Source organism: Salipaludibacillus sp. CUR1 (assembly GCF_021028955.1).
Lineage (GTDB): Bacteria > Bacillota > Bacilli > Bacillales > Salisediminibacteriaceae > Salipaludibacillus.
Genome location: NZ_JAIWPE010000051.1, coordinates 14475 through 33385 on the forward strand (window position 1 = coordinate 14475; position 18911 = coordinate 33385).

The window sequence follows — 18911 nt, forward strand, 5'->3', positions numbered from 1 at the left end:
AAAGAGGATTATTAGCTTAAGGGGGGATAAAAGTGGATATTACAGCGCATCCGGTGACAGTCAGTGTGTTAATCGCTTATTTAATTTTATTGATAATTATTGGTATTTACAGCTCCAGAAAAAGTTCGGCAGGTTTAACAGATTTCTTCCTGGCTGGAAGGAAATTAAGTAAATGGACGGTGGCGTTTTCAGCTGTAAGTTCCGGGAGGAGTTCCTGGCTGATTTTAGGGGTGACAGGGACGGCTTATTTAACGGGATTAAATGCTGTCTGGGCCGTGGCCGGCTACATAACAGTAGAAGTTTTTATGTTCTTTTTTGTTGCGCGGAGGTTCAGGCAGTTCAGTGAAAAGACTGGGAGCATTACCATTCCTGATATCTTCGAAAGCAGGCTGGGCGATCCGTGGAAAATTGTCCGCCTTGTAAGTTCTCTGATTATCTTATTTTTCATGGTCGCGTATGTAGGCAGCCAGCTTGTAGGAGGGGCGACAGCCTTTTCGGGAAGCCTCGGTATAACAAGTACCCAGGGTATGTGGCTTACGGCATCAATCATATTTATTTATACTATTCTGGGCGGCTTTCATGCGGTAAGTAAAACCGATGTTCTGCAAATTTTATTTATGTTTTTCTCATTAATTGTTTTACCTGCCACAGCTCTTATTCAGCTTGGCGGTTTCGGGCCGGTTCTTGATGTGATGGCTGCTGAAGGCGGCGGTTTCACGAGTCCTTTTGCCTTTGCATTTGGTGCAATTATCGGTCTTTTAGGGATAGGGTTCGGCAGCCCGGGCAACCCGCATATCGTTGTGCGGTACATGAGTCTGAAGAACGTCCGGGAGATGAGGCAGGCTGCCATGATTGCAACCGTTTGGAATGTGGTCATGGGCTGGGGTGCGATATTGACCGGTTTAATCGGCCGTGTTTATTTCCCGAGTGTGGAACAGCTTCCTGGAGAAAATAATGAGCAGATTTTTACGTCACTTGGTGCCGAAGTGATGAATCCTTTTTTTGCCGGCATCTTACTTGTGGCCGTTCTTGCTGCGATTATGAGCAGCGCGGACAGTCAGCTGCTCGTTGGTTCGAGCGCTGTTGTCAGGGATATTATTGATAAAATTATTACGAGGGATAAACGGCTCTCACAGCAGAAGCTTGTTATGTACAGCCGGCTGACGATTGTGGTCATTATGGGGCTGTCTCTATGGCTGGCAATGGCAGCTGAACAGTTCGTTTTCTGGATGGTTCTTTTTGCGTTTGGCGGGCTGGGGGCATGCTTTGGTCCTGCGCTCATTCTTACTTTTTACTGGAAAGGGCTGTCCAGGGCAGGTGTACTGACAGGTATGATTACAGGGCTTTTCACAGTCGTTATGGTCCAGCGTCAGCCGGAGTGGACTTACCGATTTATTGATGTCCAAGAATTTTTGAATACTTATTTCTTTGGGATTACTTATGAGGCTGTTCCCGGCTTTCTCGTGGCGACATTTTTCACTGTCGTTGTCAGTTTATTTACTAAAAAGCCAGAGAACGCAGGGCAGATGATTGATAATATGGAAAAAGCGGGGTAGGAGATCCGTTTGGCAATTATGGATGTGACTGGAAATACAGGCGGTCTAAAAGGAGGCTGCCTGTATATCCTCAGCAATTTTAAAGTCTCTGTTTTCTAGTTTCTGATTGTTATATAATGAAGTTAAAATAAAATAGAAAGAGGAGAAGGCATGTTTTGCTATAAATGCGGAATTCAATTAATGAGATCAGATCCTGCCTGCCCTAACTGCAGATCAAAGCAGCCTCCTTCCCGAAAAAAATTTCTTACGGCTGTAATTGTTGCGCTTGTGATCGGATTGATTGCCGGTATCCAGGGAGGAGTGATGTATCAGTCAGCTGTAGCTTCCCCGCCTTTAACGACGGCGCCTGGTGCTGAGAGGTCCGATACGGTGAAAGAGCAAAAGTCGTTTGCTGTCCCGGCTTTTATTGAAGAAAGGGACGCACCAAGAGACTTGACAGAAGTGATTGCTGAAGCACAGGAATGTGTGTATACAGTAGAAGCCCCCGGCGAGCAAGGGTCTGCTTTTCTTTATAATGAACAGGGGATTGTGATTACTAATGCACACGTTATGAGAAACAGTGCGACAGCCACTGTTATTACTAATGACGGCGAGGAATATACAGCGACTTTGGAAGGCTCTTCAGAGCATATGGACGTGGCTGTGCTGCATGTGGAAGAATTGGAAGGGGAAGAACCTTTTCCTTTAGAAAAAGAAAAAGAGTTTAAAACGGGAGAAGAGGTAGTAGCATTAGGGAGCCCCAAAGGTGTCAGTAATACAGCGACAATGGGGCATATAACAGGTACAAACAGAGATTTAACGATAGGGACTTACAGATATGAAGACCTTTACGAAATTTCAGCGCAAATTTCAGAAGGGAACAGCGGCGGCCCTCTGCTGTCAAAAAATGAAGAGAAATTCATAGCTATAAATGCGGCAAAAAGTCTCGATGACCCAGCCATTGGGTTTAGTATTCCCTTCTATAAAATCAGTTCGATAATTGAGGAACTGATGAATGGGTAACTTACATAGTATAGTAGATTGGGAGAAAATAGGCATAGTCAATAATGCCTATTTTTATTTTATTTGAGGGGAAATGGTAAAAATTCGTAGTTATTTAGAGAAAATCGTTGTATAGTTATAGAAGAAAGCGTTTGCACAAGACTGTGAATAAAACTTAGATTAGAGGCAGCATTTTTTTAACCTTTTGTGCAAACGTTTTCGCAAGTTGCATTTAGGCGGTTTAGATGAGGAACGATGCCGCCGGAAGGAGGGGGATGGGAAATAATGGGGGGTCTGACCCCTGTCGGAAAATCTTTTAAAAGGAGTGGGAGATTAATTGATGAAAAGGCGTAAAACCAAGCGTTATTCAGCTATTTTTATGATTTTAGTGATGCTTCTGAGCCTGATTCCGTCATTTTTGACCGTGTCTGTCCAGCCTGTTGGCGCTGAAGAAGGGTCTGATGAGGAAGTTCAGGCACAAGAGAGTTCAAATGATAACCGTACGATCCGCTTGACGTATGAAAGAGAAGACGAAACATATGACGACTGGGATGTTTGGGTCTGGAACACTGGCGTACAGGACGATAATATAGATTTTACTGAATTCGAAGACGGACTGGCGACAGCCTATATTGAGGTTTCACCTTCGACCAAACAGGTTGGATTTATTGTCCGTAAAGACGACTGGGAAGACCGGGAACCGGGTGGACGTGAGGTGGACCGTTCCATTCAGGTGAACCAGCAGGACCCGCTTACAAAAGTCCACGTGACTCAGGGAGAGGAAGAGTTCCTCACCGTGCCTGAAGTGTCAGGTCCTGAAGTGGACAGCGGAAATGCGACATTTTATTACCGTGACCGCGACTTATACTTAACTGATGATATGGATACGATTGAAAAAGTAGAATTAAAGATTTTAGATGAAACATATGAAATGACATATGAGGAAAGTAATGAGCGTTTTACTTACCATTACGAAAATCTTCCGGAAGGGGAGCATCCGTATTCGTTCCTTGTTACAAAAGACGGGGAAACAACGGAAGTGAGCGACCCTTATAAAGAGGACTCTACTGTAAGAAACCTGGAAGCTGCAATCAGTTTATCCGGTACAGTAGAACCGGAAGCAATTGACTATAATGAAAACGCTGTTCTATCACTTGATATTTCTAACGAATTCGACACAGGGATCCGTTCTCTTTATGCTGACACGTCTGCCTTGGGCGGTTCGGAGCAGCTTGAAATTGACCCGGAACTTGAAGAAGTGACTGTGGCTGTCACGCACGATACTCCAGCTGGAGTGAAGGAAATTCCGCTTACAGCTGTGGATGAGTACGGCAACCGCCACCACGGCTCTGCCGAAATGGAAGTTAAAACTCGGCAGTTCGTAGGAGAAGAAGCGGATTTTGACTGGGATGAAGCAATGATTTATTTCATGCTTACAGACCGCTTTTTTGACGGAAACGAAGGTAATAATGACCCTTATGGCATGAATTACGATTCTTATGATGAGTATCCGCGCGGAACCTACCAGGGCGGCGACTTTAAAGGGATTACTGAGCGTCTTGATTATCTTGACGATCTGGGAATTAACACGATCTGGATCAGCCCAATTGTTGAGAACATTCAGCACGACGTGAGATTTAATGCCGACGACGAGCATCCGTCGGACCACCCGTATTTCGGCTACCACGGATACTGGGCCAGCGATTTCACAGAGCTTAATCAGCATTTTGGAACAATGGAAGAGTTCCATGAAATGATTGATGCAGCACATGACCGCGGCATGAAAATAATGGTCGATGTCGTATTGAACCATACAGGCTACGGTTTGAAAGAGATTGACGGCGAGATTCCTGAAGATCAAAGGCCTGCCGGCTATCCAACGGATGAAGAAAGAGAATTCTTCAGCGACATGCTTCGCCAGGGCGCCAATGTAGGCGGCGACGAAGTAACCGGTGAACTTGCGGGGCTTCCGGACTTTATTACTGAAGATCCTGAAGTGCGCGAACAGATCGTTGAATGGCAGACTGACTGGATTGAAAAATCCCGTACGGAAAACGGCAACACGATTGACTATTTCCGTGTGGATACAGTTAAACACGTGGAAGACACAACGTGGATGGCATTTAAAAATGAATTAACCCGTGCCATGCCTGAATTTAAAATGATTGGTGAATCATGGGGCGCGGGCCAGAGTGATGACCACGGCTACCTTAACAGCGGCATGATGGATTCATTGCTTGACTTTGAATTTAAGAACACGGCCCGCCAATTTGCGAACGGAAACCTTGAGAGAGCAAACAGCCAGCTTGAAGCACGAAACGGCCAGCTGGACAATACGGCAACTCTCGGGCAGTTCCTTGGCAGCCATGATGAAGCAGGCTTCCTTGAGCTTGTTGACGGCGACGTAGGTAAACTGCTTGTTGCCTCAGCTCTCCAAGTAACAGCGAAAGGCCAGCCGGTAATCTATTACGGCGAAGAACTTGGATTGAGCGGAGCTGATAACTATCCGTTGTATGACAACAGATATGATATGCCTTGGGATGAAATTGATGCAGGCACACATGAAGGACTGGAAATTTACGATCATTACCAAAAATTACTATCTTTCAGAAACGATTACTCTGACATTTTTGCCAGAGGAGACCGCAGTCACGTATCAGGTTCTGACGATGACGAGTTCCTCCTGTTTAACCGTTCATTCGATGGAGAATCTGTCTACGTCGGTTTAAACGTAGCGGAAAATCCGCAGGAAGTGACTCTTCAGGTAAGTGCAGAAGATGTAACAGTGACAGATGCTTACAGCGGTGAAACGTATGAAGCAACTGCTGAACAGGAAGTCACGCTTACTGTTCCAGCGCGCGCAGACGGCGGGACACTTCTTCTGACTGCAGCTGGAGGAGAAATCCTGGGCTCAGAAAGTGAAGAAGGACCGGGAGAAGAGCCTGGTGATACACCTGGTGATATACCTGACAACCACTTAAGAGTCCACTATGAAAATGAAGCAAATGACTTCTCCAACCTTGGTCTTTGGGTATGGGGAGATGTAGCGACTCAGTCCGAAGAAGCTGGAAGCTGGCCAGGTGGCGCCATGTCACTTGTTGACGGACAAACGACCGATTACGGTGTGTATGTCGATGTTGAACTGCAGGAAGACGCCCAGCGTGTCGGAATGCTCGTAAATAACTCTAATGGCGACAACTTAACAGGCGACATTATCGTTAATTTGTTGTCGGGAGATATGAATGAAGTCTGGCTGTCGGAAGAAGGCGATCTCTTCCTTTATGAGCCCGTGGACTTACCTGAAAATACGGTCAGAGTCCATTATGAAAGAGAAGATCAGGCTTATGACCCTTGGGGATTATGGACATGGGGCGACGTATTGGAGCCGACAGACGGCTGGCCTGACGGAGCTCACCAGTTCTCAAACAGCCAGGTTGGAAAACATGGCGCTTACCTTGATCTTGAGCTTCAGGAAGATGCCGGCCAAATCAACTTCCTGCTAGTAAACAAGGAGACTGAGGAACAGAGCGGCGATATGTCATTCTCTGATTTAAATAGCCATAACCATATTTTCCTTCGTGAGGGAGATGATACTGTTTACACAAACCCTTACTATGTTTTTGAAGAAGGATTGGAACATGGCGATGTCCTGTCTGATGAATTAATTGAATTACGCTTCTCGTCAACTGCTGATTTTTCCGAAGAGGACTTAATGGAAGGCTTGACGATTACGGACAGAGATGGAAACGATGTAAGCTTTGACAGCGTGACTAAAAATGATGATGGCAAAACGGTTAAGGTGCATGGCGCATTTGACCTTGAAGCAGCACCATTCCAAGTGACGTTTATGGATAAAACGGTGACAGCTGCCATTGGCTGGCGCCTGAAGGATGAAATGTTTGCATACGACGGAGATTTAGGCGCTGAATTGCATGACGACGGGTCAGCGACGTTAAAATTATGGTCTCCAAGCGCGGACAATGTGTCTATCGTGCTATATGACCGTGATGACCAGTATGACGTGGTGACTGACGATGTGGATATGACCCGCGGCGACAGAGGCGTTTGGGAAGTGACGCTGGATGAATCAAATACTGGTGTCAGTGACTTAAACGGATATTACTACCACTACGAGATCGAGCGTGACGGCGAAAGCGTTCTGGCACTTGATCCGTATGCGCAGTCTATGGCTACATGGGACAGCTTTAATGGCGACGTGCCAATTGGTAAAGCGGCCATTGTTGATGCATCTTCCATAGGCCCAGAGCTTGATTTTGCTGAAATTGACGGCTTCGAAAAACGTGAAGATGCGATCATTTATGAAATCCACGTTCGTGATTTCACATCAGATCCATCCATCGATGATGAACTTGAGGCACAGTTTGGTACGTTTGCTTCATTTGTTGAAAGACTCGATTACATTGAAGATTTAGGCGTGACCCATATTCAGCTTCTGCCGGTCATGAGCTACTTCTTCGCGGATGAGTACAACAATGACGAGCGTCTGCTTGAGTACTCATCGACTCAGAACAACTATAACTGGGGCTATGACCCTCACAGTTATTTCTCGCTGACAGGCATGTATTCCGAAGATCCGGACGATGCCGAAAAGCGAATCGAAGAATTTAAAAACCTGATTGCCGAAATTCACGACCGCGGCATGGGTGTCGTTCTGGACGTTGTCTACAACCACACAGCGCGTGTTGAGATTTTCGAAGATCTGGAACCAAACTATTACCACTTCATGGATGCGGACGGTACTCCGCGCACAAGCTTTGGCGGCGGACGTCTCGGTACCACTCATGAAATGGCGCGGCGTATTCTTACCGATTCCATTATGTACTGGGTGGAAGAGTTCAAAGTGGACGGCTTCCGGTTTGACATGATGGGCGATCATGATGCGGAAAGTATCCAGATGGCTTATGACAAAGCGAAAGAAGTTAACCCGAACATCGTGATGATCGGGGAAGGCTGGAGAACGTTTGTCGGTGATGAGCACGGCGGCGACGTTATGCCTGCAGACCAGGACTGGATGCAGCATACAGAATCTGTCGGTTCATTCTCGGATGATTTCCGTAACGAACTGAAGTCCGGATTTGGAAGTGAAGGCCAGCCGCGTTTCATTACTGGCGGAGCCCGCGACATTCAGCAGATTTATGATAACGTGACAGCGAACCCGCATAACTTCAAGGCAACAAACCCTGGAGATGTGGTTCCTTACATCGCTGCACACGATAATTTAACGCTTCATGATGTTATTGCACAGTCTATTAAGAAAGACCCTGAGTATCATCAGGAAGAAATCCACGAGCGTATCCGTCTCGGAAACCTCATGGTCTTGACGGCCCAGGGAACATCGTTTATCCATGCAGGACAGGAATTCGGCCGTACTAAGCAGTTCCGTGCTGAAACGGATGAAGCGCCGTACAAGTCGACGTATATGGAGGATGAAGACGGCAACCCGTTTAAATATCCTTACTTTATTCACGATTCGTACGATTCCACTGATGCGATAAACATGATTGAGTGGGATAAAGCAACTGATGCTGAGCAGTATCCGATCAACAACCTGACGCGTGAATACACGACAGGATTGATTGAACTGCGCCGTTCGACTGACGCTTTCCGTTTAGGAACAATGGATGAGATCGATGAAAATGTCTCGTTTATTGATGCGCCTGAAATAGGCGACCAGGACTTAATTATCGGCTACCATGCTTTATCTACAGACGACAGCGGCGAATATTTCGTTTTTGTCAATGCAGACAGTAACGAACGGACGCTTACTCTTGAAGAGTATGACCTGACTGAAGGCACTGTCATTGTGGATAGTGATGAAGCGGGGACGGTGGAAGTCTCTGATCCAAGCGGCTTTGAAATGACCGCTGACGAGATTACACTTGATCCATTAACTGCTGTTGTTGTGAAAAAAGGCGGGGAGGAGCAGACACCACCTGAAGAAGAGCTCCAAATTCCTTATAAAGACGGCGATGAGGGCGAAGAGATTCGTGAGATGAAGCTGAAGCTCACTGAACTTGGTTTCGGAAACTTCCCATCCTCTCCTTCTGACAGATTTGGTCCAGTTACAGAGGGTGTCGTAAAAGATTTCCAGGAGTATTACGGGCTTGAAGTGACTGGAGAAGCGGATCAGGCGACCCTTGATCTCATGGATAGTATCCTGAACTCTGTTTATACAGACGGCAACTCCGCACCTGAAATCAGACAGCTGAAGCTGCACTTGACTTCTCTCGGATTTGGAAACTTCCCTTCAAATCCATCTGAAAATTACGGCCCGGTGACGATGGGCGTGGTATCTGACTTCCAGGAAGCCCACGGCCTTGTGGTGAATGGTATTGCAGACCCTGTCACTTTAGCTAAAATTGATGAACTTGTGCTGCACGTCCCATACAAAGACGGGGATGAAGGAAAAGAAATTAAGCTGATGAAGCAGGATTTAACGAAGCTTGGTTTCGGAAACTTCCCTGCTGATCCATCTGAAAGATTTGGTCCTGTAACTAAAGGTGTAGTGTCGGCGTTCCAGATTTACTACGGCCTTGAAGTGACAGGTGAAGCGGATCAGGCAACCCTTGATCTTATGAGTGATCTGTTAGCCTCCGTTTATACAGACGGCAACACGGCTCCGGAGATCAGACAGCTGAAGGTTGATTTAACTGCTCTTGGATTTGGCAACTTCCCATTGAATCCATCCCAGAATTACGGGCCTGTGACAATGGGTGTTGTGTCTGACTTCCAGAAAGCGCATGACCTGGCTGTCAATGGGATTGCAGATCCGGTGACGCTGGCTAAAATTGCCGAATTAGCCATGGACGTGCCTTATCAGCACGGCGACACAGGCAAAGCTGTGAAGATTATGAAGCAGCACTTGAGCCTTCTTGGTTTCGGGAAATTCCCTGAGGATCCTTCCGAGCTGTTTGGACCTGTAACCTCATCAGTGGTTCTAAGCTTCCAGGATTACTATGGGCTGAATGAAACCGGCGTGGCCGATCAGGAGACGCTTGATTTCATGAATGACCTTTTCACATCTGTTTATACAGATGGTCATTCAGCTCCTGAAATTAGAGAGTTAAAGCTGCAGTTAACTGACTTAGGCTTTGGAAACTTCCCTTCCAATCCGTCCGAGAACTACGGACCTGTCACATCCGGAGTGGTGAAGGACTTCCAGAAAGCGCATGACCTTGCGGTTAACGGTATTGCAGACCCTGTCACACTAGCGAAAATTAAAGAACTGTCACAATAACTTATTCTCTATCAAGTAAGTGACGAGCGAAAGGCACCCGGATTCTATGTGAATCCGGGTGCTTTTTGGATATATCTGGGGGGTCTGACCCCCCAGTATTTGTAAGGATAAAGACCTTGCTTTTGGTCCTGTAAAGAAGGTGTTTTAATGAAAAAATATAAAAGAACCATTAATAAATTACTAAAAATTCAAAATATTACAAAATGTAATATTCTTAGACTTAATAGTTTGATAGACTAAATTTTAGGGAGGTGAAATTTCAGGGTTATTAAATGCAGTGTAAGTGTAATTTCAAAACTAAAGGAGGCTGAAATTAGTGAGGAGAATGTTTTCGTTATTTTTAGCATTGGTAATGGTTATGGCGGTAAGTATCACGGTATTTGCCAACCCGCAGTCAAAACCTAACGGACCATGGATACAGCCGGGTCAGGAAGTCAAGCTGGAAAGTTTAATGTCGCCCGAAGACTTGGAGAAAAATCTGCTGCAGATTAAAGACCGTGCCAGACCTGATCGTATGGAGTTGGATGTGGTAGGTTATTCAGCTACATATGAGTATCCGATTTATGCGGTAAAGTTTGGAGAAGCTGACACTGATAACCCTAAAATTTTCATCCAGACTCAGATTCATGGAGATGAGCAATTAGGAACAGAAGCTTCTATGGATCTTATTCAGCAGCTTGCTATGAGCAACAACAAAGACATCACTAACATACTTGATAACGTTACTGTATGGTTCATTCCAATGCTTAACCCGGATGGAGCAGTCATCTTTGAAACGGAGCATGGGCAATCAAAACAAAGGCAGAATCTGCAAGTTTGGGATCCGGCTGAATATGGCCTGGCTGAAGATACCCAGGCGCCATGGTATTACCGCCCGGACTCAGTAAGCCGAGAAATGGGCTTTGACGTCAACCGGGATTTCCATCCTTATTTAGATTTTGAACTTGGACCGGATACGGCTGCTTATATTCCAAGACGCAGCAGTGAGCCGGGAGTTTATGCGACACCTGAAGGGCGTGCCTCAAGAGACGTATTTAGAGAATTACAGCCTGATTTGTTTATTGACCACCACCACAGGTACAGCAATGTTGTTTCTGAAGATGATGACCGCCTGAATACTCTTCAGATCATTGCACAGGTTGTGGACGAAGAAACAGTCGTTTCTTTTGGTGGAACTGATTATCAGCTTGATGAAGAATCACTGAACTTGTCCAAACAAGTAAACAGCCATGTCTACAAGGCTCTGCAGCGTGGCAATTCGCCGTTTGGCGCCGTTTCAAGATTTCCTGAAGTCAACCTTCCAGGAACGGCCCTTGGCAGCTATTCCATGAACGGAGCGGCCATCATGCTTTATGAAACCCGCGGCCAGCAGCACCCTTACGGCCATACAGGCCAAAAAGCAAATGGCCAGTACACTCAACAGTCTTACGTCGGCCTCTATGAAACATTGAGAGGATTTGCGACAGGTGAAATTTACGAGATTGACCCTGCTTTTTACGATGAAGAAATCCCATACGGCAGCCCAAGAATCGGCCGCCCGAATTAAGGATGAACAATCGGTAAACATATAAAAAATTGCTAACAAAAAACAACCAGGGATTTTCCTGGTTGTTTTTAATAATTAATCCATAACGATTGGTGGTGTACTAGTAGTACCGAAAGAAGGATTCTTAGAAAGCGTATCTGATGCTCCTGCGGCACCGCCTCCTACAGTTAATAATGCAATTAGCAAAAGTCCTGTAATGAATTTTTTCATTTTCTCACCTCCTTTAATCAATAACAGATAAAAAGGTGTCTACTATTCTAGGATGATATAATACTCCTCTAAAATCTTTAATTTCTGCCAGAGCTTCTTCTTTACTTCTGCCCTTTTGGTAGACTCTGTCAGTAGTCATAGCGTCATAAGAATCTACTAACCCAACAATAGCCGCTTCCACAATTATTTGGTCTTTTTTCAGACCTTTTGGATAACCGCTTCCGTCAAACCTCTCATGATGCTGCTCTACAACTTCAGCCGCCGAAATCAAATGCGGGATACCAGTTTCCCTTAATATCTCGGCTCCAAAAAAAGTATGTTTTTTCATCATTTTCCATTCATCTTCACTTAACTGACCTGGTTTTAATAAAACTGATTCAGGTATCTTGACTTTTCCAATGTCATGCAATAATGCCCCAAAGTGAAGTTTTAATAAATTTTCAGACTTTAAACCTAGTTTTTCACCAACCTTCATTGAGAGGCTTTTAATCCTTTCACAATGATCTGCTGTATAACCGTCTTTCTGTTCAATATTTACTGCCAGAATCTCCAGTTCTTTAGTCGCTTTACTATAGTGATGAAATACTGGTTGAGAACATATGTATATAAATTTGGTATTTTCCAATGCCGTCATAACAAGGTGTTCTTGTACAGGGTGAGCAGAAATAAAATCTCCGGTTTCGACTATAATATCTTCCTCTGATTTATGAATATTCATTTTACCAGATAGAACATATACGCCTTCTAATGCATCCCAGCCTTTTGCCGGAGCCATCCCCCATCTCGATCCCTCTTTTAATTCATGGTAAATTACTTCAGTGCCGTCATGTGATGTTAAGAGTGATGTTATTGATTTTTTGGTCGAAACTGTTTCGATAGCTTCACCTTTTTTATGTATTAGTAGCGATGGTTTTGAAGGTTTTTCGAAACTCAATTTTGGCCTCCAACTGGAAAAGTTTTCTTAACCCTTTTGGTTCTATTATAAGGGACATATATCACTCTGTCGAATATAATTGAAAAAAAGAACTGTGAATTTCTCTTTTAATTTGAATATTGGAAAAATGGCATGCTTTCATTTAACTGTACATAAGACTTCTTACTAATCGTTCATAATTCAAAGCGGGACTTATGGTATAATCAGGAAAAATACGTGTTAAAGGGAGGGGGAGGATGAGCGGATCTCCGCACATTTTTACCGTTGCTATAAGCAGGCCAGCACCTGAGCCATATCAAAAGGTGGACCGGGGGATGCGCATATTCGAAATTGTGTTTGGGGCGGTTGTACTGGCGGCCTTTCTATTTCTCATTTTCCATCCAGACTATTCGCTGGCCAGTTTTCCAATAGTTTTTATGTGGCTGTTTATGTTAATAGCATATACTGCTTCTTGGAACTGGAGCTGGCGTCTTGGATGGAATCAGCGCCTTGAGAAGCGTATGTTCTATGTTTTTGAGGAAGACGGCCTTCACGTCTATTTTAATAAAAAAAAATTGGAGTTTATTTCGTACGATTCGATACGCAGAGTAAACAAACTGACTGCACCACTGACGAACCTGAAGCAGGTTCAATTATTCGGGAGAAAGTACTGGGCAACCCCCGGGTATGGGGCAGGGACGTGTACAGAATATCCAACATTGCTTGTTTATTCGACAGCAATTGATGAAGGCGTGCTGGTGGAGACAAAGTACGAAGCAGTCCTTTTATCACCGGAAGAAGAAGACAGGTTCATATCGGCTCTTAAAGATAAATTTGAGGTGGAAGTGAACGTCTGATCGAGTTATATAAGGGGATTTGTAACGTAACTAACGCGTATCGAAATTCTGCAGAACTAATATATTTTACACTGACAAAATGGCCTGCATCAATAAAAGACCTTTATTCTTATAAAAATAATGTCAAATTTTCGTGACCTATGGAGCGGGCTTAACCGCTTATTTTTCCATATCCTGTTCTTCAATGCCTTTAATTATGGTATAAAAAGAAGGGTTATGTTTTTTATAAGAGCGGGGGGACGAAAATGGAAATAATAATGATTTCAGTTTTAGTTGCAGTAGCCATTCTATTATTTATTCTATCTTATTTCAAGAAAGATGAGAGTCCTGAAATTGACAGGAAGATTGAAAACTTCTCTATTACATTAATGAAAGAAATGAATCAGCTGAACGAAAAAGTCACTATGATTGAGAGTGAAGTATTTCAAAATGAAAAAGAAAGATCGTTCGCAAAGGCGCTTTTTAATGAGAAAGAAAAGAAAAGAAAGATTCTGGGTATGTTTGCCGGCGGCTATAGTAATGAAGAGATTGCCATGAAATTAAATGTACCGGAAGATGACGTGGAAGCTATTATTATTCTCCATGCGGATGAAAGTGAGGTCGTGAGCTGATGACGAAGTCAAATTTGCGGAGTGCGGCAGCAGGTATCCTGCTGGCAACGGCTGTATTGGCACCTTTTTCTCTTTTTACAGACCAGGGAAGTGAAGCGCAAAGCATGGACGGGGAAGAAAACGACCCTGTGGAACTGACAGATGAAGAGTTGGAAGCCTACATAAATGAACGCGGGTTAATTAGTATGAGTGAAGAAGATTATGAAGCCATGCAGGAGAAATTGGACAGGCTCGGCGAAGCAGAAGATGAAGTGGCCGCTTTAAGAAAAGAAGCAGAGGAAGCTGAAGAAGCAGAGTCGGAAGATAACAATGCCAATGACGAAGCAGAGGCGGAAGATGAAGGTGAAGACCAGTCGTCTGGCGATGAAACAATTCACCAGCTCTATCTGGTTATTGGTGCAGGGATGAGCAGCGGAGAGATTGCTATCTTATTGGAAGAGTCCAAAATTATTAATGATGGGGCAGATTTCCGGCAGTATATAGAAGATAATGACCTGGTTATGTCTATTAAAGCGGGCCAATATATGCTCGACAGCAGTATGAGTATCGCAGAAATCGCTGATAAAATTACGTGATTTAACATCTGAACATAATGAAAACCATCCGCCTTTGGGACAGCGGATGGTTTTTCAGGTCGGATTCGCACTGGGGCAGGGCGATGCTTCATGGCAGTGTCGCTTCCCCTGGCCGGCTAGCTTTGAATCGCGTCAACGATTGTACCCTCAAAAGTTAACTTCCAAATAGCCTGGTTTTTAGGCAATGCTTTAATATCTGCGGGCCCCGGCAAAGCGTTCAGAGAAATACTCACTGTGTTCCAAGTGCCGCGTCGTTACGCCGGATGATTGACTGGCAATGAAAAACTGGTCATTTCCCGCATAGATGGCAGGTAAGAGATTGTACTTGCCTTCAAAGAATAAAATATCGCCTGCCTGAAGCGAATTGGAGTCTACTTCGGTGCCATTGTTCCAAATCGATTTCGCTGATGAAGGGAGAGTTGTTCCTTCGCTTTTTTCGTAAACGTAACGGACAAAGCCAATTGGATTGAACCCTTCTCCAGGGTGGCTCCCGCCTTTCTGATAAGGCGTGGTTAAATGGACGGCAGCTTCCTGGACAATAGGGGATTCTCCGTTCAGGCTCATTCCGTCAAACCGTTTAATGCCTGTCATGGCGTCTTTCCAGTAGTCATTAAGGTAGGAGATCTGCGTCATTTCTTCAGTCCGGCTCGCATGAATCATAAAGTTTTCGCCTGTATAGATGCCTGCGTGGGTCACTTCCCCTTCTTCTCTGTCGCTGTTTTCAATATCCACATCAGAAAAATAAATGACATCACCGGGCTGAAGGTCGTCTTCCGGAATATCATCTCCCACTTTATATTGATCAAGAGTCACTCTTGGCAGGTAGACATCCATGCTTTCTCTGAAAACGTCCTGGACAAAATAAGAGCAGTCAAAGGCTTCCAGAGAACTTCCGCCGAATTCGTATGGCGTGCCTAAATAGTTCATCGCTTCTTGAACCGCGGGGTGGTCATGGTCTTTATAAGTACTCGGGTGAAGCGCTTCTATTTCTTTATCAGTTAAGCGTTTAGCGCCAATATAATTGTCCGCCCAGAAGCTGTCATTTTCAAGGTGTAATGTCGTAATGCCGCTGCTTTCTGTCGCGGTCATAAACTGGCCGTCTCCTGTGTATATTCCGGACATGATGGTGTTTCCTTCGAAAAAGACCACATCGCCTTTTTGGAGGTAGCTTTTAGAAATACTTTCACCGAGTTCATATTGATGACCGGCAATCCGCGGCATGCGGATTCCGGTTGCTTCTTCATACACATATTGTACAAAGCCCGAAGAGTTAAAGCCTTCTTCCGGATCTTTTCCTCCGGACTGGTACGGAGCACCTTCCAGGTCACTGGCAGTGTTGATAAACTCATCAACCGTAAAATCAAGATCCGCTTCCATAATACCCTGGCTGTATGGTTCTCTATCCTCGTCCGATTCATAGTCAGAAGTCCCCATTCCAGGTTCACCCCCGCGCTGGAGAGTATCGCTTCCTTCCCAAGGCTGGAACATCAGCAATAGAACGGCCACTAAGGCACCTGCAATCAGGAAAGTAACCGGGTTCATTCGTTGTTTATCTTGAGTGCTCATCAAGCACGCACCTTTCATATCAAAATATCTCATATACATTATAGGTTGAGACTTAAAGGGGCAAGTCCGAAACCTTACGGTTTTCGGATGGGATTCTTGAATGACTAAGCGTTCGCAGTCCGTTTCTGGTTTGAACAGTCTTCAAGGTGAGGGTATCTCATTACCCCTCCTAAGACAGTGCGTATAGCATCTTAGGCTGATTGACTATTACCATCAATCACAGGTGCATACCGGACATTCATAGCACCAACTAAATCTCTATGTTTTTCGAATCCACACTTACACTTATATTTGCGGTCTTGCGCCTTATTTTTTTCATAACATTTTGGGCATGTTTGACTTGTGTATGCAGGATTTACATATTCCACTTTGATTCCTTCTAAATTCGCTTTGTATTCAATAAATTGAGATAGACGATAGAATGACCAACTGTGCAAATTCTTTTCGTTTTTACGGCTTGTTCTTGCCGTCTGTCGGATATTCGCAAGTCGTTCCAAGCGAATGACAGAAACTTTATTGTCTTTTGCAAAATTTACGATTGCACGACTTACCTTATGGTCTTGATCTTTCATCCATCGCTGTTCTTTATCTTTTGAATGGCGAATAGCATTTAACTTTTTCTTTTTTCCTAACGCTTTGCGTTCAGAACGGAATTTTCGCTTTACATACTTATTTTGTCTCCCCTTACCAAAGAAGCACACCTTATCATCATCGGTTACAGCAACGGCTGGTACTTTTAAACCTAAGTCTACACCCATGACTTTTAAACCAGTTCCTTGAACGGTAGGTATAGTAACAGAAATTTGGGCGATCCATTTATTCGCTTTCTTTGTGATACGAAGCGTTCCTAACTTATGTTTCAGCAAGTTTAAATTGCGGCCATCTTTATCAACCAAAACAGCACGAATAGGTGTTTTGGTTGCTTTGCCATCAATCATGATAGGTATTGAAATGTGTGTGAAATCGAAAGAATAGTTTTGATTATTCCAAACGCATACAGGCTTCTTCAAAATAGGAACAGTTTGAAACTTACTTTTCTTAGCTTTCTTAAAAACGCTTTTGGCATCTTTAATCGCTTGATTCTTGACTGCACTTGGAAGTTTAGCAGAAACGTTCTTTGACGTTTTCTTTGTTGTCTTTTTCTCTTTAATCATTTCAGAAACAAGCAAATTGATTGTAGTTATATAATCATTACTCATTTGTGAAAGTATTGCTTCTTGTTCTTTATTTGGAAGCAATTTGATTTTAACTGTTATTGTTTGCGCCATTGCTCTACACCCATATCTCTAATTGTTCTCGCTCTCTTTACACTTCTATATTCTTCTAAAGTAGCTTCTCTTATAGTAGACCACGAACCAAACCACATCATTTCTCTTATATAGCCATTAGGGCCTTTTATTTGAGATTTGTCACACTCATTTCTACCGCATAGAACCAAAAATGATTTTTCATAACTATCTCTATATTCTCTATTGAATTTGACATCTTTTACAAACTGTTCAAAGCCGCAGTTACTGCGTTTCACTTGCATATTTTTTACCCCCTTGTTTTTTGTTGTTCTACATAACGCTTTATCGTTTCGCTCGATACATTTCCTGCGGTAGAAACAAAATAAGAACGTGTCCACAGACTAGGCAAGTGTTGAAGATGAGGAAATTCCTCTCTTAGTTTTTTAGAAGTCACTCCTTTGATTTTTGCCATAATGTCCTTAGGACTGAAAGTAGGAGGTGTGTTAAGAAAAAGATGGACATGGTCTTTATCACATTCCATAGCCACAATGTTTATATCTATTTCCTTACACACCTCTTCGGTCAATTCTTTAAATCTCTTTTCTACCTCTGATTTAAGAAAAATCTTTCTCCGATAACGAGGACAGAAAACAAAATGATAATTGATTAATGACACAGTTGTATTGGTTGCTCTGTATTTATTTTCCATAATCTTATTGTATCAGTTTAATAGGTTAACTGCAACAAAAAATAAAAAGAAAAGACGATTCATCCTACGATGGAAACCGTAGGCTTTCTCGTCCTAAAATCTGTAATAAAAGAAGGTTGTAAATTAGTGGTGATGGAGGAGGTAAATGGGGGGGCTGTCCCCCCATTTTTTGGTTATTTTGAAGAGCGGATGCGGACTAACGTATTTTTCCGGTCGGGAGGGGTATCTTTTTTCTCAAGAGTCGAGGTGCATTTAGGGCAGCGGAGAGCCCGTGACGGGATGTCTGAATAACAGAAAGGGCAGTTTTTGCTTTTAGTCGATTCGATCGATGCTTTTCTTAATTTAACCATTTGTATGATGACGACATATGAAGCAAAAGCGACGATGATAAAGTGAATGACAGTTTCCAGGAAGGTCCCGTAATTGACGGTGACGGCTCCGGCTGCTTCGGCCTCGGAAAGAGTGCTGTAGTGCCCGCCCGACAGATTAATGTATAAATTAGAGAAGTCAACTTTTCCGAGAACCAGGCCTAAAGGAGGCATTAGGATGTCAGATACGAAGGACGTCACGATGCTTCCAAACGCCGCTCCAATGATCAGTCCAATCCCCATATCGACGACCGTTCCCCTGATAGCAAACTCTTTAAATCCCTGAAAGAAACTCATGGAGCCGGCCCCCCCTGTAAAGGTGATTTCCATTTAATATATGAGGTTGTCCCGTTGAAGTATGCCAGAAAATGGGGGGACAGACCCATAACGATTGCACGTAAGTAAAATAAACACACTAATGTTAATATATGTAAACAATATTTTGGGTTAATTTTAAAAAAAGGCGGACGAGGCATATAACGACCTTGTTCCCTTTTTTTTCCTATTTAGCTTTCACCCAAACTTTTAGTTA

The 18911-nt window shown here is 43.8% G+C and carries 14 protein-coding genes; 7 read left to right on the forward strand and 7 right to left on the reverse strand.

Annotated elements, in window-relative coordinates; all coding sequences use genetic code 11:
• The first annotated feature begins 32 nt into the window (after positions 1–32).
• The 4 genes from K8O68_RS10210 (at position 33) to K8O68_RS10225 (ending at position 11341) form a co-directional block, all read left to right on the forward strand.
• On the forward strand, positions 33–1556 hold the full coding sequence (locus K8O68_RS10210; protein ID WP_230896791.1) for a sodium/proline symporter: 1524 nt from the start codon (positions 33–35) through the stop codon (positions 1554–1556).
• 150 nt (positions 1557–1706) lie between these two features.
• Positions 1707–2558, forward strand: a complete 852-nt coding sequence (locus K8O68_RS10215) for a trypsin-like peptidase domain-containing protein (RefSeq protein ID WP_230896792.1) — start codon at positions 1707–1709, stop codon at positions 2556–2558.
• Between the two features lie 319 nt (positions 2559–2877).
• Positions 2878–9795: a pullulanase gene (locus K8O68_RS10220; RefSeq protein WP_230896793.1), complete on the forward strand. Its 6918-nt coding sequence runs from the start codon at positions 2878–2880 to the stop codon at positions 9793–9795.
• Positions 9796–10120: 325 nt separating this feature from the next.
• The gene (locus K8O68_RS10225; RefSeq protein ID WP_230896802.1) at positions 10121–11341 is read left to right on the forward strand and encodes a M14 family zinc carboxypeptidase; all 1221 of its coding nucleotides are present in this window, start codon (positions 10121–10123) and stop codon (positions 11339–11341) included.
• 75 nt (positions 11342–11416) lie between these two features.
• On the opposite strand, the gene K8O68_RS21450 is transcribed toward K8O68_RS10225, so the two are convergent.
• Positions 11417–11551 carry a hypothetical protein gene (locus K8O68_RS21450; protein ID WP_255717134.1) on the reverse strand — a complete coding sequence of 45 codons (135 nt, stop codon included), beginning with the start codon at positions 11549–11551 and terminating at the stop codon, positions 11417–11419.
• A 13-nt stretch (positions 11552–11564) separates the two neighbouring features.
• Positions 11565–12485 (reverse strand): HD-GYP domain-containing protein, encoded by a 921-nt coding sequence (locus tag K8O68_RS10230; protein WP_230896794.1) that lies wholly within the window; start codon positions 12483–12485, stop codon positions 11565–11567.
• Positions 12486–12799: 314 nt separating this feature from the next.
• Between K8O68_RS10230 and K8O68_RS10235 the strand changes: the two genes are divergently transcribed.
• From K8O68_RS10235 to K8O68_RS10245, 3 genes are all read left to right on the forward strand, one after another.
• On the forward strand, positions 12800–13321 hold the full coding sequence (locus K8O68_RS10235; RefSeq protein ID WP_230896795.1) for a PH domain-containing protein: 522 nt from the start codon (positions 12800–12802) through the stop codon (positions 13319–13321).
• Positions 13322–13566: 245 nt separating this feature from the next.
• The gene (locus tag K8O68_RS10240; protein WP_230896796.1) at positions 13567–13932 is read left to right on the forward strand and encodes a helix-turn-helix domain-containing protein; all 366 of its coding nucleotides are present in this window, start codon (positions 13567–13569) and stop codon (positions 13930–13932) included.
• Positions 13932–14507 carry an endolytic transglycosylase MltG gene (locus K8O68_RS10245; RefSeq protein WP_230896797.1) on the forward strand — a complete coding sequence of 192 codons (576 nt, stop codon included), beginning with the start codon at positions 13932–13934 and terminating at the stop codon, positions 14505–14507. The genes K8O68_RS10240 and K8O68_RS10245 overlap by 1 nt, the downstream gene beginning before the upstream one ends.
• Positions 14508–14696: 189 nt before the next feature.
• Here K8O68_RS10245 and K8O68_RS10250 read toward each other — a convergent pair whose 3' ends face one another.
• The 5 genes from K8O68_RS10250 to mscL all read right to left on the reverse strand — a co-directional run bounded on the left by K8O68_RS10250 (position 14697) and on the right by mscL (position 18676).
• Positions 14697–16073, reverse strand: a complete 1377-nt coding sequence (locus K8O68_RS10250) for a C40 family peptidase (protein WP_230896798.1) — start codon at positions 16071–16073, stop codon at positions 14697–14699.
• Positions 16074–16264: 191 nt separating this feature from the next.
• Positions 16265–17341, reverse strand: a complete 1077-nt coding sequence (locus K8O68_RS10255) for a transposase (protein WP_230896799.1) — start codon at positions 17339–17341, stop codon at positions 16265–16267.
• Positions 17326–17604, reverse strand: a complete 279-nt coding sequence (locus K8O68_RS10260; protein ID WP_230896800.1) for a hypothetical protein — start codon at positions 17602–17604, stop codon at positions 17326–17328. The genes K8O68_RS10255 and K8O68_RS10260 overlap by 16 nt, the downstream gene beginning before the upstream one ends.
• Positions 17605–17609: 5 nt before the next feature.
• On the reverse strand, positions 17610–18011 hold the full coding sequence (gene tnpA / locus K8O68_RS10265) for an IS200/IS605 family transposase (protein ID WP_230896801.1): 402 nt from the start codon (positions 18009–18011) through the stop codon (positions 17610–17612).
• A gap of 173 nt (positions 18012–18184) precedes the next feature.
• The gene (gene mscL / locus K8O68_RS10270) at positions 18185–18676 is read right to left on the reverse strand and encodes a large conductance mechanosensitive channel protein MscL (protein ID WP_093056276.1); all 492 of its coding nucleotides are present in this window, start codon (positions 18674–18676) and stop codon (positions 18185–18187) included.
• Positions 18677–18911: the final 235 nt, after the last annotated feature.

Bases quoted from the DNA above. Each gene is read 5' to 3' on its own strand.
- K8O68_RS10225 (WP_230896802.1), top strand. From the start codon at position 10,121: ATGTTTTCGTTATTTTTAGCATTGGTAATGGTTATGGCGGTAAGTATC.
- K8O68_RS10220 (WP_230896793.1), top strand. From the start codon at position 2,878: ATGAAAAGGCGTAAAACCAAGCGTTATTCAGCTATTTTTATGATTTTA.
- K8O68_RS10240 (WP_230896796.1), top strand. From the start codon at position 13,567: ATGGAAATAATAATGATTTCAGTTTTAGTTGCAGTAGCCATTCTATTA.
- K8O68_RS21450 (WP_255717134.1), bottom strand. From the start codon at position 11,551: ATGAAAAAATTCATTACAGGACTTTTGCTAATTGCATTATTAACTGTA.
- K8O68_RS10260 (WP_230896800.1), bottom strand. From the start codon at position 17,604: ATGCAAGTGAAACGCAGTAACTGCGGCTTTGAACAGTTTGTAAAAGAT.
- K8O68_RS10255 (WP_230896799.1), bottom strand. From the start codon at position 17,341: ATGGCGCAAACAATAACAGTTAAAATCAAATTGCTTCCAAATAAAGAA.
- K8O68_RS10250 (WP_230896798.1), bottom strand. From the start codon at position 16,073: ATGAGCACTCAAGATAAACAACGAATGAACCCGGTTACTTTCCTGATT.
- tnpA (WP_230896801.1), bottom strand. From the start codon at position 18,011: ATGGAAAATAAATACAGAGCAACCAATACAACTGTGTCATTAATCAAT.
- K8O68_RS10245 (WP_230896797.1), top strand. From the start codon at position 13,932: ATGACGAAGTCAAATTTGCGGAGTGCGGCAGCAGGTATCCTGCTGGCA.
- mscL (WP_093056276.1), bottom strand. From the start codon at position 18,676: ATGAGTTTCTTTCAGGGATTTAAAGAGTTTGCTATCAGGGGAACGGTC.
- K8O68_RS10215 (WP_230896792.1), top strand. From the start codon at position 1,707: ATGTTTTGCTATAAATGCGGAATTCAATTAATGAGATCAGATCCTGCC.
- K8O68_RS10235 (WP_230896795.1), top strand. From the start codon at position 12,800: ATGCGCATATTCGAAATTGTGTTTGGGGCGGTTGTACTGGCGGCCTTT.